At 50.8% G+C, this 14,223-nt stretch carries 11 protein-coding genes; 6 read left to right on the top strand and 5 right to left on the bottom strand.

The features are described from left to right. Nucleotides 1-16: 16 nt before the first annotated feature. From yfcC to ackA, 3 genes are all read right to left on the bottom strand, one after another. On the bottom strand, nt 17-1,537 hold the full coding sequence (yfcC, locus tag IMQ48_RS00305; protein WP_196207446.1) for a putative basic amino acid antiporter YfcC: 1,521 nt from the start codon (nt 1,535-1,537) through the stop codon (nt 17-19). 201 nt (nt 1,538-1,738) lie between these two features. Then, nucleotides 1,739-3,883 carry a phosphate acetyltransferase gene (pta, locus tag IMQ48_RS00300; RefSeq protein WP_196207445.1) on the bottom strand — a complete coding sequence of 715 codons (2,145 nt, stop codon included), beginning with the start codon at nt 3,881-3,883 and terminating at the stop codon, nt 1,739-1,741. 76 nt (nt 3,884-3,959) lie between these two features. Further along, nucleotides 3,960-5,162: an acetate kinase gene (gene ackA / locus IMQ48_RS00295; protein ID WP_181518017.1), complete on the bottom strand. Its 1,203-nt coding sequence runs from the start codon at nt 5,160-5,162 to the stop codon at nt 3,960-3,962. A 339-nt stretch (nt 5,163-5,501) separates the two neighbouring features. On the opposite strand from ackA, the gene yfbV reads away from it, so the two are divergent. The 4 genes from yfbV (at nt 5,502) to IMQ48_RS00275 (ending at nt 9,115) form a co-directional block, all read left to right on the top strand. Further along, nucleotides 5,502-5,957, top strand: coding sequence for a terminus macrodomain insulation protein YfbV (gene yfbV, locus IMQ48_RS00290; RefSeq protein ID WP_045445597.1), 456 nt, complete (start codon nt 5,502-5,504; stop codon nt 5,955-5,957). A gap of 83 nt (nt 5,958-6,040) precedes the next feature. Then, a complete protein-coding gene (locus IMQ48_RS00285; protein ID WP_196207444.1) occupies nt 6,041-6,535 on the top strand; it encodes a YfbU family protein in 495 nt (164 codons plus the stop codon). Next, nucleotides 6,528-7,205 carry a sugar phosphatase gene (locus tag IMQ48_RS00280; protein ID WP_196207494.1) on the top strand — a complete coding sequence of 226 codons (678 nt, stop codon included), beginning with the start codon at nt 6,528-6,530 and terminating at the stop codon, nt 7,203-7,205. The genes IMQ48_RS00285 and IMQ48_RS00280 overlap by 8 nt, the downstream gene beginning before the upstream one ends. A 77-nt stretch (nt 7,206-7,282) precedes the next feature. Further along, entirely contained in the window at nt 7,283-9,115 is a 1,833-nt protein-coding gene (locus tag IMQ48_RS00275) for an SLC13 family permease (RefSeq protein WP_196207443.1), read from the top strand. A 130-nt stretch (nt 9,116-9,245) separates the two neighbouring features. On the opposite strand, the gene yfbR is transcribed toward IMQ48_RS00275, so the two are convergent. Both yfbR and alaA read right to left on the bottom strand, forming a co-directional pair. Next, on the bottom strand, nt 9,246-9,845 hold the full coding sequence (gene yfbR / locus IMQ48_RS00270; RefSeq protein ID WP_196207442.1) for a 5'-deoxynucleotidase: 600 nt from the start codon (nt 9,843-9,845) through the stop codon (nt 9,246-9,248). 207 nt (nt 9,846-10,052) lie between these two features. After that, entirely contained in the window at nt 10,053-11,270 is a 1,218-nt protein-coding gene (gene alaA / locus IMQ48_RS00265; RefSeq protein ID WP_135321183.1) for an alanine transaminase AlaA, read from the bottom strand. 926 nt (nt 11,271-12,196) lie between these two features. On the opposite strand from alaA, the gene lrhA reads away from it, so the two are divergent. Together lrhA and nuoA are read left to right on the top strand one after the other, a co-directional pair. Beyond that, nucleotides 12,197-13,138, top strand: a complete 942-nt coding sequence (lrhA, locus tag IMQ48_RS00260; protein ID WP_196207441.1) for a transcriptional regulator LrhA — start codon at nt 12,197-12,199, stop codon at nt 13,136-13,138. 626 nt (nt 13,139-13,764) lie between these two features. Next, nucleotides 13,765-14,208: an NADH-quinone oxidoreductase subunit NuoA gene (gene nuoA / locus IMQ48_RS00255; protein ID WP_003028077.1), complete on the top strand. Its 444-nt coding sequence runs from the start codon at nt 13,765-13,767 to the stop codon at nt 14,206-14,208. Nucleotides 14,209-14,223 lie beyond the last annotated feature (15 nt).

Raw genomic sequence — 14,223 nt, 5'->3', positions numbered from 1 at the left:
TCCGGCATTGTTAAAATTAGTGATAACCCATTATTTGCGCACCAATCACCACTACGCTGGACATAATAAACAGCAGGCCCAGCAGCGTGGCTCCTACCTTCAGCCAGTTGCGGAAGTCTACCCGGCAAACGCCTAACGTCGCCATTAATGATGCTGATGTTGGATAGATAATGTGGCTGAATCCGTCGCCAAACTGGAAGGCCAGCACGGTCACCTGACGATTTACGCCGACCAGATCGCCCAGCGGTGCTAACAGTGGCATGGTCAGTGCGGCCTGACCCGAACCGGAAGTGACAAAGAAATTAAATACTGCCTGGAACAGCAGCATAAACCATGCCGCGATGGCATTGTCCAGGCCGCTAATGCCGTTGGCGATGCTGTGCAGCAGGGTATTCAGCACACTCGCATCGCCTGCCTCTCCATTACCAACCAGCAGTAATATCCCCTTGGCAAAACCGACCAGCAGGGCAGGGGCAATCATCATGCGTGCGCCCTCAGTAAATGAGGACGCCATGATGTTGACCGTCATCCCGTTGAGCCGGAAGATGACGCCGATAATGCCAATCACCAAACCCATGGTGAAGAACTGGCTGGCGATTTCAGGAATGAACCATGCGTTGACGATAACACCCCAGACCACCCAGATCATTACCGCAGTGAGTACGAAAAGTACCAGCCAGTCACCCAGCGTGAAGCGTCGCTCTACCACCTCGTCCTGTTGTTCGCGGAAAAAACGGTCTGATTCATGAACGCGGGACAGCAGGGGGTTTTTCTTGATGCGTGAAGCGTAGGCCAGCGTAAAAGTCAGGCCAATCATCGTAGCAATAACCCACACCACGATACGTAAACCGGAGCCGGAGAGCACCGGGACGCCCGCAATGCCCTGTGCGACAACCACACAGAACGGATTCATCCATGAACTGGCAAAGCCTATTTGGGTGGCAATGTAGGTTACCAGCACGGTGGTAATGCTGTCGTAGCCTAAGCGCACCATTAGCGGGGCGATGATAATGGCAAAGGCGACCGCCTCTTCCCCCATACCAAATACCGCGCCGCCCAATGAGAAGAGAATAAACAGTACCGGGATGAACAAGACCTCGTTACCCCGGGTATGGCGGATCAGTGCCAGGATGCCGTTATCAATGGTTCCGGTGCGCATAACGATGCCAAACGCGCCGCCAATCACCAGCATAAACATAATGATGCCAACGGCAGTACCGAATTTAGAGCCGGAGGTTAATCCCTCGAACGGAAAGTTCATCAACCCGGGGCTTTCATCGCCAGTGGTAAAAAATTTCACCCGATGATACTGCTCTTCTCCGGCATCGTTGGTCAGAATACGAAAAGAGTGGGGATCGACCACCTTACGGGTTTTGGTTTGCCCATCAACCTGATACTGCACTTCCTGGCTGTCGAACATCCCGACGGGAACGACCCAGGTCGCCAGGCTGGTTAAAATGGCGACGAAAAAAATAATGACCAGCGTGTCGGGCATCGCCCATTTTCTGGCTGGCCGTGATTCTGTTACTGCTGACATGAAAGACTATCCCTGTTGCAATGCAAAAGAGGGTAAGTATGCAAACAGGAGAATAGTTATTCATTGATGCAGCGCATCCTGGTAAATGTTTCAGAATATGCCACGAGGAAAAAAAGATACAAAAAAACCGGAAATATCAGCTATTTCCGGTTTGATAAGCAAAGGTGTTGCCGGATAAGTGCATCCGGCACACCCGGCAGATTACTGCTGCTGCTGGGAAGACTGGATCGCGGTCAGTGCGATGGTGTAGACGATATCGTCTACCAGCGCGCCACGAGATAGGTCGTTCACCGGCTTGCGCATACCCTGCAGCATCGGCCCAATGGAGATCAGGTCGGCAGAACGCTGTACCGCTTTGTAGGTGGTGTTACCGGTGTTCAGATCCGGGAAGATGAACACGGTAGCGCGACCTGCAACCGGAGAGTTCGGTGCTTTGGATTTCGCAACGTCAGCCATAACGGCGGCATCGTACTGCAGCGGGCCATCGATCATCAGGTCAGGACGTTTTTCCTGAGCCAGACGCGTTGCTTCGCGCACTTTCTCTACATCACTACCTGCACCAGAGGTGCCGGTGGAGTAGGAGAGCATCGCCACGCGTGGTTCGATACCGAAGGCAATCGCGGAATCAGCAGACTGGATAGCAATTTCCGCCAGCTGTTCTGCAGTCGGATCCGGGTTGATCGCGCAGTCGCCGTAAACGTAAACCTGATCCGGTAGCAGCATGAAGAACACGGAAGACACCAGAGAGCTGCCCGGTGCTGTTTTGATCAGCTGCAGCGGCGGACGAATGGTGTTTGCGGTGGTGTGAACGGCACCGGAAACCAGGCCATCAACGTCGTCCTGTTCCAGCATCAGGGTGCCGAGAACCACGTTATCTTCCAGCTGTTCGCGGGCAACGGTTTCGGTCATACCTTTGTTTTTACGCAGTTCGACCAGGCGAGCCACATAGCTTTCGCGAACCACATCCGGGTCAACGATTTCTACGCCAGCGCCCAGTTCAACGCCCTGAGACGCCGCAACGCGGGTGATTTCATCCGGGTTACCCAGCAGGACGCAGGTCGCGATACCGCGTTCAGCACAGATGGCTGCCGCTTTAACAGTACGCGGTTCGTCGCCTTCTGGCAGAACTACGCGTTTGCCTGCTTTACGCGCCAGCTCGGTCAGCTGGTAGCGGAACGCTGGCGGAGACAGACGACGGCTGCGCTCAGAGGTCGCGGTCAGGGATTCAACCCAATCAGCGTTGATGTAGTTAGCCACGTATTCCTGAACTTTCTCAATGCGCTCGTGATCGTCAACCGGGACTTCCAGGTTGAAGCTCTGCAGGCTCAGAGAGGTCTGCCAGGTATTGGTGTTCACCATGAATACTGGCAGGCCAGTTTCAAATGCGCGTTCGCACAGTTTGGTGATGCGCGCGTCCATTTCGTAGCCGCCAGTCAGCAGCAGGGCGCCGATTTCTACGCCGTTCATTGCCGCCAGGCATGCTGCAACCAGCACGTCAGGACGATCGGCAGATGTCACCAGCAGAGAACCAGCACGGAAGTGTTCGAGCATGTGCGGAATGCTGCGTGCGCAGAAAGTCACAGACTTCACGCGACGGGTATTGATATCGCCTTCGTTAACGATGGTGGCGTTCAGGTGACGCGCCATATCGATTGCACGAGTGGCGATCAGATCAAAGCTCCACGGCACCGCGCCCAGAACCGGCAGCGGGCTGGATTCTTGCAGTTTAGCCGGGTCAACTTTAACCACTTTCGCTTTGGAAGAGTCGTCAAAAATCTCAGACAGATCCGGGCGAGTACGGCCTTGTTCATCAACCGGTGCGTTCAGTTTATTAACGATTACGCCGGTGATGTTGGTGTTTTTAGCGCCGCCGAAGCTGCTGCGAGTCAGTTCAATACGCTCGTTCAGCTGTTCCGGGGTGTCAGTGCCCTGAGACATTACGAAGACGATTTCCGCGTTCAGCGTTTTCGCAATTTCGTAGTTCAGAGACTGAGCGAACTGGTGCTTACGGGTTGGGACCAGGCCTTCAACCAGCACCACTTCTGCATCTTTGGTGTTCGCGTGGTAGTTCGCGATGATCTCTTCCATCAGCACATCTTTCTGATTGCTGGAGAGCAGAGATTCAACGTGGCTCATCTTCAGCGGCTCAGCGGCTGGCAGAGACGAGTTTGCGCGGACAATCGCGGTAGTCTGGTCTGGCGCATCGCCACCAGCACGCGGTTGAGCGATCGGCTTAAAGACGCTCAGACTTACGCCTTTACGTTCCATTGCACGGATCACGCCAAGACTGACGCTGGTCAGACCGACGCTGGTTCCGGTAGGGATCAGCATAATAATACGGGACACGGTTTATCCTCTTTCGTTACCGCCGACATCAGGCGGGTTACAAAACAGCACCGCCAGCTAGGCTGGCGGTGTGAAATCAGGCAGTCAGACGGCTCGCGTCTTGCGCGATAACCAGTTCTTCGTTGGTTGGGATAACCACCGCAGGACGGGTACCTTCTTTGTTGATGAAACCAGATTTGCCGAAACGCGCGGCCAGGTTACGTTCGTGGTCAACTTCAAAGCCCAGAACGCCCAGTTTGCCCAGAGACAGTTCACGAACCATCGCGGCGTTTTCACCGATACCACCGGTGAAGACGACGGCATCCAGACGACCGTCCATCAGTGCAGTGTAAGAACCGATGTATTTCGCCAGACGGTGGCAGTAAACGTCCATTGCACGTTTAGCGTCTTCTTTGGTCTCGTAGTTGTCTTCAACATAGCGGCAGTCGCTGGTGACTTCGGTCAGACCCAGCAGACCAGACTCTTTGGTCAGCATTTTGTTGATCTGGTCAACGCTCATGCCCAGGGTGTCGTGAAGGTGGAAGATAATCGCCGGGTCGATGTCACCGGAACGCGTACCCATCACCAGACCTTCCAGCGGGGTCAGCCCCATAGAGGTATCAACACATTTACCGTTACGGATAGCAGACACAGAACCACCGTTGCCCAGGTGGCAAGTGATGATGTTCAGTTCATCAACCGGTTTGTTCAGCATTTTTGCTGCTTCTTGAGTGACGAAGAAGTGGCTGGTGCCGTGTGCGCCATAGCGACGAACACCGTGCTCTCTGTACAGGCTGTACGGCAGAGCGTAGAGGTAAGATTCTTCCGGCATAGTCTGATGGAACGCGGTGTCAAATACGGCCACGTTTTTGTCTTTCAGATTAGGGAAGGATTTCAGCGCTTCTGCAATACCGATCAGGTGAGCCGGGTTGTGCAGCGGTGCGAAAGAGGCAGAATCTTTGATGCCCTGAATAACGGAATCATCGATAACCACGGAGCTGGTATACTTCTCGCCGCCGTGTACGATACGGTGACCGATCGCAGTCAATTGCGCGGACAATTCCGGTTTTTGTGCCAGAATAGTGTTAACGATGAAGTTCAGCGCTTCACTGTGAGCGGCGCCTGCACCTAAAGCCGCTTCTTGTTTACCGCCGTCCATTTTCCACTTGATACGTGCTTCTGGAAGATGGAAACATTCGGCTAAACCAGAAAGGTATTCTTCACCGTTTACTGCATCGATGATGGCAAATTTCAGTGAGGAGCTACCGCAGTTCAGAACCAGTACTAACTTACTCGACATGGAAGTACCTATTTATGATACGTGGCTAAAAAAACGTCATGGAGTCAAAGAGCGTAGCGCATGATGACACCGACGTTTATGATTAACATCATGCGCCGTTGTCTTTTTGGGCATGATGGAATAAATACCTTTGAGTCTATGTCATTTTGCGTATTTTTCAGCCAATGGCATACTGTATGCCAATTTGACGACTCAATGATTTTGGACTAAAGGCCTTACAGGCCGACACAGGATACCTGATTGTGGGTATCGAAGACAAAATGTTTTGAACGACGTCCCTTGCAGTTGTTGTTTTGCACAAATTTTTTAAATTTTATATGTGAAGTTGAGGTAACCGCCATGTCGACACCGGATAATCGCTCCGTAAATTTTTTCAGTTTGTTTCGCCGGGGGCAACACTACGCTAAGACGTGGCCGATGGAAAAGCGCCTGGCGCCAGTATTTGTTGAGAATCGTGTGATCCGCATGACGCGTTACGCGACTCGTTTTATGCCGCCCATCGCTGTCTTTACTCTGTGCTGGCAAATCGCGCTGGGTGGACAACTGGGACCGGCCGTAGCAACCGCGCTGTTTGCGCTCAGTCTGCCGATGCAGGGCATGTGGTGGTTAGGTAAACGTTCCGTTACGCCGCTGCCGCCCTCGATTCTCAACTGGTTCTATGAAGTACGGGGAAAATTACAAGAAGCCGGGCAAGCACTGGCACCGGTAGAAGGGAAGCCGGATTATCAGGCGCTAGCTGACACGCTTAAGCGTGCCTTCAAACAACTGGATAAAACTTTCCTCGATGATTTGTAATTGACCCCTGATTACGCATATAAAAGAAGGCACAAGATGCCTTCTTTTTTTTCATCGCAGCAGTAGTGATACAGGAGTCCCAAATGGAAATGACCAACGCTCAACGTCTTATTTTGTCTAACCAGTACAAAATGATGACCATGCTCGATCCAACCAACGCCGAGCGTTATCGTCGTTTACAGACGATTATTGAACGCGGTTATGGCTTGCAGATGCGAGAGCTCGATCGTGAGTTTGGTGAGCTGACGGAAGAAACCTGCCGCACGATTATCGACATCATGGAGATGTATCACGCATTACACGTTTCCTGGACTAACCTTAAAGACGCCCAGGCCATTGATGAGCGCCGCGTCACATTTTTGGGTTTTGATGCCGCAACGGAAGCCCGCTTCCTGGGTTACGTGCGTTTTATGGTCAATGTGGAAGGGCGTTATACTCATTTTGATGCCGGTACGCATGGCTTTAACGCCCAGACGCCGATGTGGGAAAAATATCAGCGTATGTTGAGTGTCTGGCACTCCTGCCCGCGTCAGTATCACCTGAGCGCGAATGAAATTAACCAAATCATTAATGCCTGAGGGGGCGAGCGTGCAGTGCAAAGGCTTTCTGTTTGATCTGGATGGAACGCTTGTCGATTCCTTACCAGCAGTAGAACGAGCATGGTGCAACTGGGCCGATCGTTTTGGGCTCGACCACGATGAGGTGCTGGGCTTTATTCACGGCAAGCAGGCAATAACCTCCCTGCGACACTTTATGGTGGGTAAGTCAGAGGCGGAGATTGCCGCGGAGTTTACGCGACTGGAACAAATAGAGGCAACGGAGACCGCAGGGATCGTTGCGCTTCCTGGGGCTGTTGATCTGCTCAATCACCTCAATAAGGCCGGGATCCCGTGGGCGATCGTCACCTCGGGGTCAATGCCGGTGGCGCGGGCGCGTCATCGTGTTGCGGGTCTGCCAGCCCCGGAAGTATTTGTTACTGCCGAGCGGGTAAAAAGAGGTAAGCCGGAGCCTGACGCCTATCTGTTAGGCGCACAGCTGCTGGGCCTTGCCCCGCAAGAATGTGCCGTTGTTGAGGATGCACCAGCCGGAGTGCTCTCTGGTCTGGCTGCTGGGTGTCATGTCATTGCCGTGAACGCCCCGGTAGACACGCCGCGTCTGGATGAGGTCGATTTTTCACTGACCAGTCTGGAGCATATTTCTGTGACCAAACAACCCAACGGAAATGTGGTCGTTGTAAGAAATACCTGATCATGATTTAGCCCCAGATTGTTGGGGCTTTTTTATGGCAGAATCGGTCCATCCCTCTCATTTAACAAGGATATGTTGTGAACGGTGAATTGATCTGGGTTCTCTCATTGCTGGCGATTGCCGTGGTTTTGTTTGCGACGGGCAGAGTGCGTATGGATGCGGTCGCTTTGCTGGTCATTGTTGCCTTTGTTCTGAGTGGAACACTGAGCATTTCTGAGGCCTTTTCCGGTTTCAGCGATCCTAACGTTATTTTGATAGCCGCCCTGTTTATTATTGGCGACGGCCTGGTGCGAACCGGGGTCGCGACCGTGATGGGGGCCTGGCTGGTGAAGGTGGCCGGCAGCAGCGAAGTGAAAATGCTGGTGCTGCTGATGATTACCGTCGCCGGACTCGGCGCATTTATGAGTTCTACCGGCGTTGTCGCCATCTTTATTCCGGTTGTCTTAAGCGTCTCCATGCGTATGCAGACCTCACCTTCACGTCTGATGATGCCGCTCAGTTTTGCCGGGTTGATCAGCGGTATGATGACGCTGGTGGCCACGCCGCCTAACCTCGTCGTCAATAGTGAACTCCTTCGCGAAGGGCTTAACGGTTTCAGCTTCTTCAGCGTGACGCCACTGGGACTGGTTGTGCTGGTGCTCGGCATTATTTATATGCTGCTGATGCGCTTTATGCTGAAGGGAGATGATGCCGGTCAGCAGGGCGATGGATGGAAGCGCCGGACTTTTCGCGATTTGATTAAAGAATATCGCCTCACGGGGCGCGCTCGCCGGTTGGCTATTCGCCCGGGCTCACCGATGATTGGTCAACGTCTGGATGATTTAAAACTGCGTGAACGCTACGGGGCGAACGTCATTGGCGTTGAGCGCTGGCGCCGTTTTCGTCGCGTCATTGTTGACGTTAATGGGGTTTCTGAATTTCGTGCCCGCGATGTTTTGCTGATTGATATGTCCACCGCTGATGTAGATCTGCGAGAGTTTTGTAGTGAACAACTGCTGGAGCCGATGGTGCTGCGCGGTGAATATTTCTCCGAACAGGCGCTGGATGTGGGGATGGCGGAAATTTCTCTGATCCCGGAATCGGAGTTGATCGGTAAAACGGTGCGGGAAATCGGATTTCGTACACGCTATGGGCTTAACGTGGTCGGATTAAAGCGCGATGGCGCGGCACTGGCCGGAGCGGTCGTCAATGAGCCGCTGCTGATGGGGGATATTATTCTGGTGGTGGGTAACTGGAAACTGATCTCTGCACTTGGCAAAAAGGGGCGCGATTTTGTGGTGCTGAATATGCCCGTTGAGGTCAGTGAAGCATCTCCGGCGCACAGCCAGGCTCCGCATGCGATTTTCTGCCTGGTTCTGATGGTTGCGTTGATGCTGACCGATGAAATCCCCAACACCGTTGCCGCGATTATCGCCTGCCTGCTGATGGGCAAATTCCGCTGTATTGATGCCGAAAGTGCGTATAAAGCCATCCACTGGCCGAGCATTATTTTGATCGTCGGGATGATGCCCTTCGCGCTGGCCCTGCAAAAAACGGGCGGTGTCGATCTGGTGGTGAAGGGATTGATGGATGTCGGTGGGGGATATGGCCCGTACATGATGCTGGGCTGCCTGTTCGTACTGTGCGCCACCATCGGGTTATTTATTTCTAATACCGCGACGGCGGTGCTGATGGCGCCAATTGCGTTAGCGGCGGCAAAGTCGATGGGGGTTTCACCGTATCCTTTTGCGATGGCGATTGCGATGGCGGCATCGGCAGCCTTTATGACACCGGTATCTTCACCGGTTAACACACTGGTGCTGGGACCGGGCAACTACAGCTTTAGCGACTTTGTGAAAATTGGCGTGCCGTTTACGGTGATTGTCATGGCCGTGTGCATCGTGATGATCCCGATGCTGTTCCCATTCTAATGCTTCCCCGGCGTCGCTGCGCGGGTCTTGTAGGCCGGACAAGCGTAGCGCCATCAGGCATGATGACGCACGATGCCGGATGGCGACGTAAACGTCTTATCCGGCCTACAAAGGCAACGTCGCCGCAAACTTACAATGGCGAGTCCTGGCTAATTTCATCCAGCGAGAGGTGGAAACTCGGTACAAAAACGTCTAAAAAATAGTCCATCTCTTCACTGCGACGTGATTCCAGCGTTTTTTCCAGCCGCGTTTTCGCCAACAGAAACTCATTATTTCCGGCCGAAAGTTCTTCAAGGCACTTCAGATAGGCGCAAAGCGCATCGGCTTGTTTGACAATCGCTCGCTCTTCATCGCTGCTGGCGTGTTCATCAATTAACGGTGCAAAAATATCGCGCAGTTCATCAGGCACCATGTCGACCAGTTTCTGCTGGGCAATTTTCTCAATAGCTTTATATTCCTGGGCGATTTGCGAGTTGAAGTATTTCACTGGAGTAGGGAGGTCGCCGGTCAGCACTTCGGAGGCATCGTGATACATCGCCAGCAGGGCAATGCGTTCAGCGTTAACCTGACCGCCAAACTTGCGGTTCTTAATTGCCGCCAGCGCATGCGCAACCATCGCGACTTGCAGACTGTGTTCAGATACGTTTTCGGTGCGCACGTTGCGCATCAGCGGCCAGCGGTTAATGAGTTTCAGACGGGAGAGGTGGGCAAAAAAATGGCTCTGCTTCATAACGACCCTTATATGATGGCAACCTAAGAGTCATTTTGCGCAGAGAAGGCTGTCAGATGCAAATACTCGTCATAATTCAATTTGCATGCGCGTTGGCTTTCCTCATTCACCCCAGTCACTTACTCTTGTAAGCTCCTGGGGATTCATTGCGTCGCCGCCTTCCTGCAACTCGAATTATTTAGCGTATTCCGGTTGCTGATTTTCGACTTACAGCTGGTGATAGCCAGACAGGAAGCGCTCAAATTTGCTTAGCGACATTTCGATATCATCAATACGCGGCAGCGTCACGATACGGAAGTGATCCGGCCATGGCCAGTTGAATGCTGTACCCTGCACCAGCAGCACTTTTTCCTGTAACAGGAAGTCGAGCACCATTTTCTGGTCGTCATGAATATTGAAGCGCTTGGCATCAATTTTCGGGAACATGTACAGCGCGCCGCGCGGCTTCACGCATGAAACGCCGGGAATGTCGTTGAGTAATTCCCAGGCACGGTTGCGCTGTTCATACAGGCGTCCGCCAGGCATGATGAATTCACTAATGCTTTGGTATCCGCCCAGTGCGGTTTGGATGGCATGCTGCGCCGGAACGTTGGCGCACAAACGCATAGAGGCCAACATCTCCAGACCTTCAATATACCCTTTGGCGTGTTTCTTTGGTCCGTTCAGTACCATCCAGCCCTGGCGGAAACCCGCAACACGATACGTTTTTGACAGACCGTTGAAGGTGATGGTCAGCAGATCTGGTGCCAGCGGGGCAATAGAATGATGCTCTGCGTCATCATAAAGAATTTTGTCGTAAATCTCGTCAGCAAAGATAATAAGATTATGCTGACGCGCAATCTCAACAATCTCCATCAGCAGCTCTTTGGAATAGACGGCGCCGGTAGGGTTGTTGGGGTTGATGATGACGATCCCACGCGTGCGTGGGGTAATTTTGGCACGAATATCGTCGAGGTCCGGGAACCAGTCAGAGGATTCATCACACAGGTAGTGCACAGCCTTACCACTGGAAAGCGATACTGCCGCCGTCCACAGCGGATAATCAGGCGCAGGCACCAGCATTTCGTCCCCGCTATTCAGCAACGCCTGCATTGCCTGAACAATTAACTCGGAAACACCGTTACCAATATAAATGTCTTCCACGGTAACGTCGCGCATCCCACGAGCCTGGTAATGCTGCATTATCGCTTTGCGGGCGGAATAAAGACCTTTTGAGTCGCAATATCCTTGCGCTGTGGGCAAATTACGGATCACATCAACCAGAATTTCATCGGGTGCTTCAAACCCGAATGGCGCTGGGTTGCCGATGTTAAGTTTCAGAACCTTATTGCCTTCTTCTTCCAGACGCTTTGCTTCCTTCAGAACTGGGCCTCGAATGTCATAACAGACATTTTCTAATTTGCTGGATTTTTCAATAGGGGACATGAACCTTGACCTTTTTAGCTGTGAATGCCACTCCCTGCCGTGGAAGTCAGCACAGAACAATGTACTCTTACGACGGTGCGTTTTGAAGGGTCTTTAGCAGAAGATTTTGATGGATCACAAAGCTACAATTAACCGAAAAAGAGTGCTTAATTATCATTTATTAGAATTTTATTCTAATAAAATTATATAATGTGGTTATATATTCCATTCAATTGGCTGTATCCTGGTTGTTTGTCTGGTAAGAAATAGTTATGGGTCAGCTGCGAAAACAATCAGCTTATGGCGGTGGAAAGCGTAATTCTAAAATACGGAACACTTATCCTTACAGTCTGTTATCGGCATGATCTGTCGGGCTTGCAGTGTGAATCTATTGTTAAGCATAATTAATGAATGGTGAGGGTTTTAATTAATTATTATTTAATATTTAAACAGTATCCATTCAATGCGTTAATAATACGAAAACGACGGACCAGACATAACACCATTTTGCATCAGATTATTCGCGATAACACTTATAAATATAGTGGTTTTGGGTTAAGATAAGTCCCATGAAATGGTAAGTAGTGTATGTTGTTTGATAATTCTAATGCTGACACTCAGTTCATAACATGCTGAAAAGTTAGCTTTTAATGTGTAAATTAGTGTTTGTTAACTATTTCTCATATTTACAAAATTTACATGTTTTCCATTAGTGAAAATCAGCCTGTAGCTAAAAAATGGCGCTTTCTCTTTGCTATATTCCGATTAGTGACGCGGCGTATTATATAGCGAAGTAAGATGGGTGTTTCAGTTGTTACGCTCAATACATCCTTATTTTCACTTAGTTACACTAAGTGAAACTGCGAGGGAGGCTCATTTCAAATGGAATTGTTTGTTTCTGAATGCACAGCATTAACCCGGAATGACCCGCGAGTAAGTGAAAATTTATGATAAATGCAAATCGTCCGATAATTAACCTCGATCTCGATCTGCTGAGAACGTTTGTTGCTGTTGCCGATCTGAATACCTTCGCGGCGGCGGCGGCTGCTGCGGTATGTCGCACTCAGTCTGCGGTGAGCCAGCAAATGCAACGCCTCGAGCAACTTGTCGGGAAAGAGTTGTTCGCGCGCCACGGACGTAACAAACTGCTGACGGAACATGGTATTCAGCTGTTGGGTTACGCCAGAAAAATTTTGCGCTTCAATGATGAGGCTTGCTCATCATTAATGTTCAATAATCTTCAGGGAGTGTTAACTATTGGCGCTTCTGATGAATCCGCCGATACGATACTGCCGTTTTTACTCAACCGCATCAGTTCGGTTTATCCGAAGCTTGCGCTGGACGTAAGAGTTAAGCGTAACGCTTTTATGGTCGATATGCTGAAGTCGCAAGAGGTGGATTTGGTGGTGACCACCAACCGCCCTGGTGATTTTGAGTGCCTGAATCTGCGCACCTCACCGACGCACTGGTATTGCGCGGCCGAATATATATTGCAGAAAGGGGAACCCGTACCGCTGGTCCTGCTGGACGATCCCAGCCCGTTTCGCGATATCGTGCTGTCTACGCTAAACGCCGCGCAGATCCCGTGGCGTCTGGCCTATGTGGCTTCAACATTGCCCGCAGTTCGGGCTGCAGTAAAAGCGGGCTTGGGCGTCACGGCCCGTCCGGTAGAAATGATGAGCCCGGACTTGCGCGTATTAGGCTCGGTGGACGGTTTGCCACCATTGCCAGAAACTGAGTACCTGCTGTGCTGTGATTCCAGCACGCAAAACGAGTTAGCTCAGGTTATTTTTAGGTCGATGGAGAGTTACCAAAACCCCTGGCAATACAATCAGTTTACCCCTGAAGGGGGAGATGATTCGCTGATCGTTGAAGGTGATTTTGAGTAACGAGTCACAAATAATCATTTTAAAATGTAAGTGCAAAAAAGAGCCACTAAAGATGAAAAAGCTTTCAGTGGCTCTTTTTTTATACGAATTACGCAGATTAACGTCATTTTGTGAATGAAAAGTGAATAAAATCAGCGGGTAAAAAAACAGCACGTAGATCGCACAGAAAATAAACAGCATAAGGGTGATTTATTTTCATGTTAAAAAACTAGAGAAATTGTTGCTGTTTTTTATGGTGGATTAACAAAAGCGTGTCACAGATCAAGAAAATACTCACATTTAGGGGGAGGCATCTGCACGAATTCCTGTCAAAATAGAGGTGTATTATCTTTTTTACTTCACTACGGACACGATTCAACAACATTAAAATTGACTGATGACTCAATCGGAATCAGGCTAAATAGCACTTTATGTTAATGAAATTGAATTGGTGTAAAATAATGTGAGGAAACTTTTGTTAAAGTTGACAAAAGGTTATAGAAAGGAGTAAAAAACCCCATCAATTGGCTGTATAAATCGTTTTCTACAGTGATTGTAAGGTTTTTTTTATTCCTCCCCATGAATCGATGTGGCGTTCATCTGCCGTAAAGAGCAGAGAATTTGGCGCTACTTTTGATGAGTAAGCAATGAGTATGTCAACATCCACTGAAATCATCGCTCATCACTGGGCATTCGCTATCTTTCTTATTGTTGCCATTGGCCTGTGCTGCCTGATGCTCGTCGGCGGCTGGTTTTTAGGTGGTCGCGCGCGCGCGAGATCTAAAAACGTGCCGTTTGAATCAGGTATCGACTCGGTCGGCACCGCCCGCTTGCGCCTGTCTGCCAAGTTTTATCTGGTAGCCATGTTCTTCGTTATCTTCGACGTTGAAGCGCTGTATCTTTTCGCATGGTCGACGTCTATCCGTGAAAGCGGCTGGATTGGCTTTGTGGAAGCTGCAATTTTTATTTTTGTGTTACTGGCAGGTCTGGTTTATCTGGTGCGTATTGGCGCGCTGGACTGGACGCCCGCGCGTTCACGCCGCGAGCGTATGAACCCGGAAACGAACAGTATCGCTAATCGTCAACGCTAACCGCGAGGCATTAAG

This window comes from Citrobacter sp. Res13-Sevr-PEB04-36 (assembly GCF_015672735.1).
Taxonomy (GTDB): domain Bacteria; phylum Pseudomonadota; class Gammaproteobacteria; order Enterobacterales; family Enterobacteriaceae; genus Citrobacter.
Note: the sequence above shows the minus strand (reverse complement) of the source record. Positions and strands in the feature narration are given on the sequence as shown.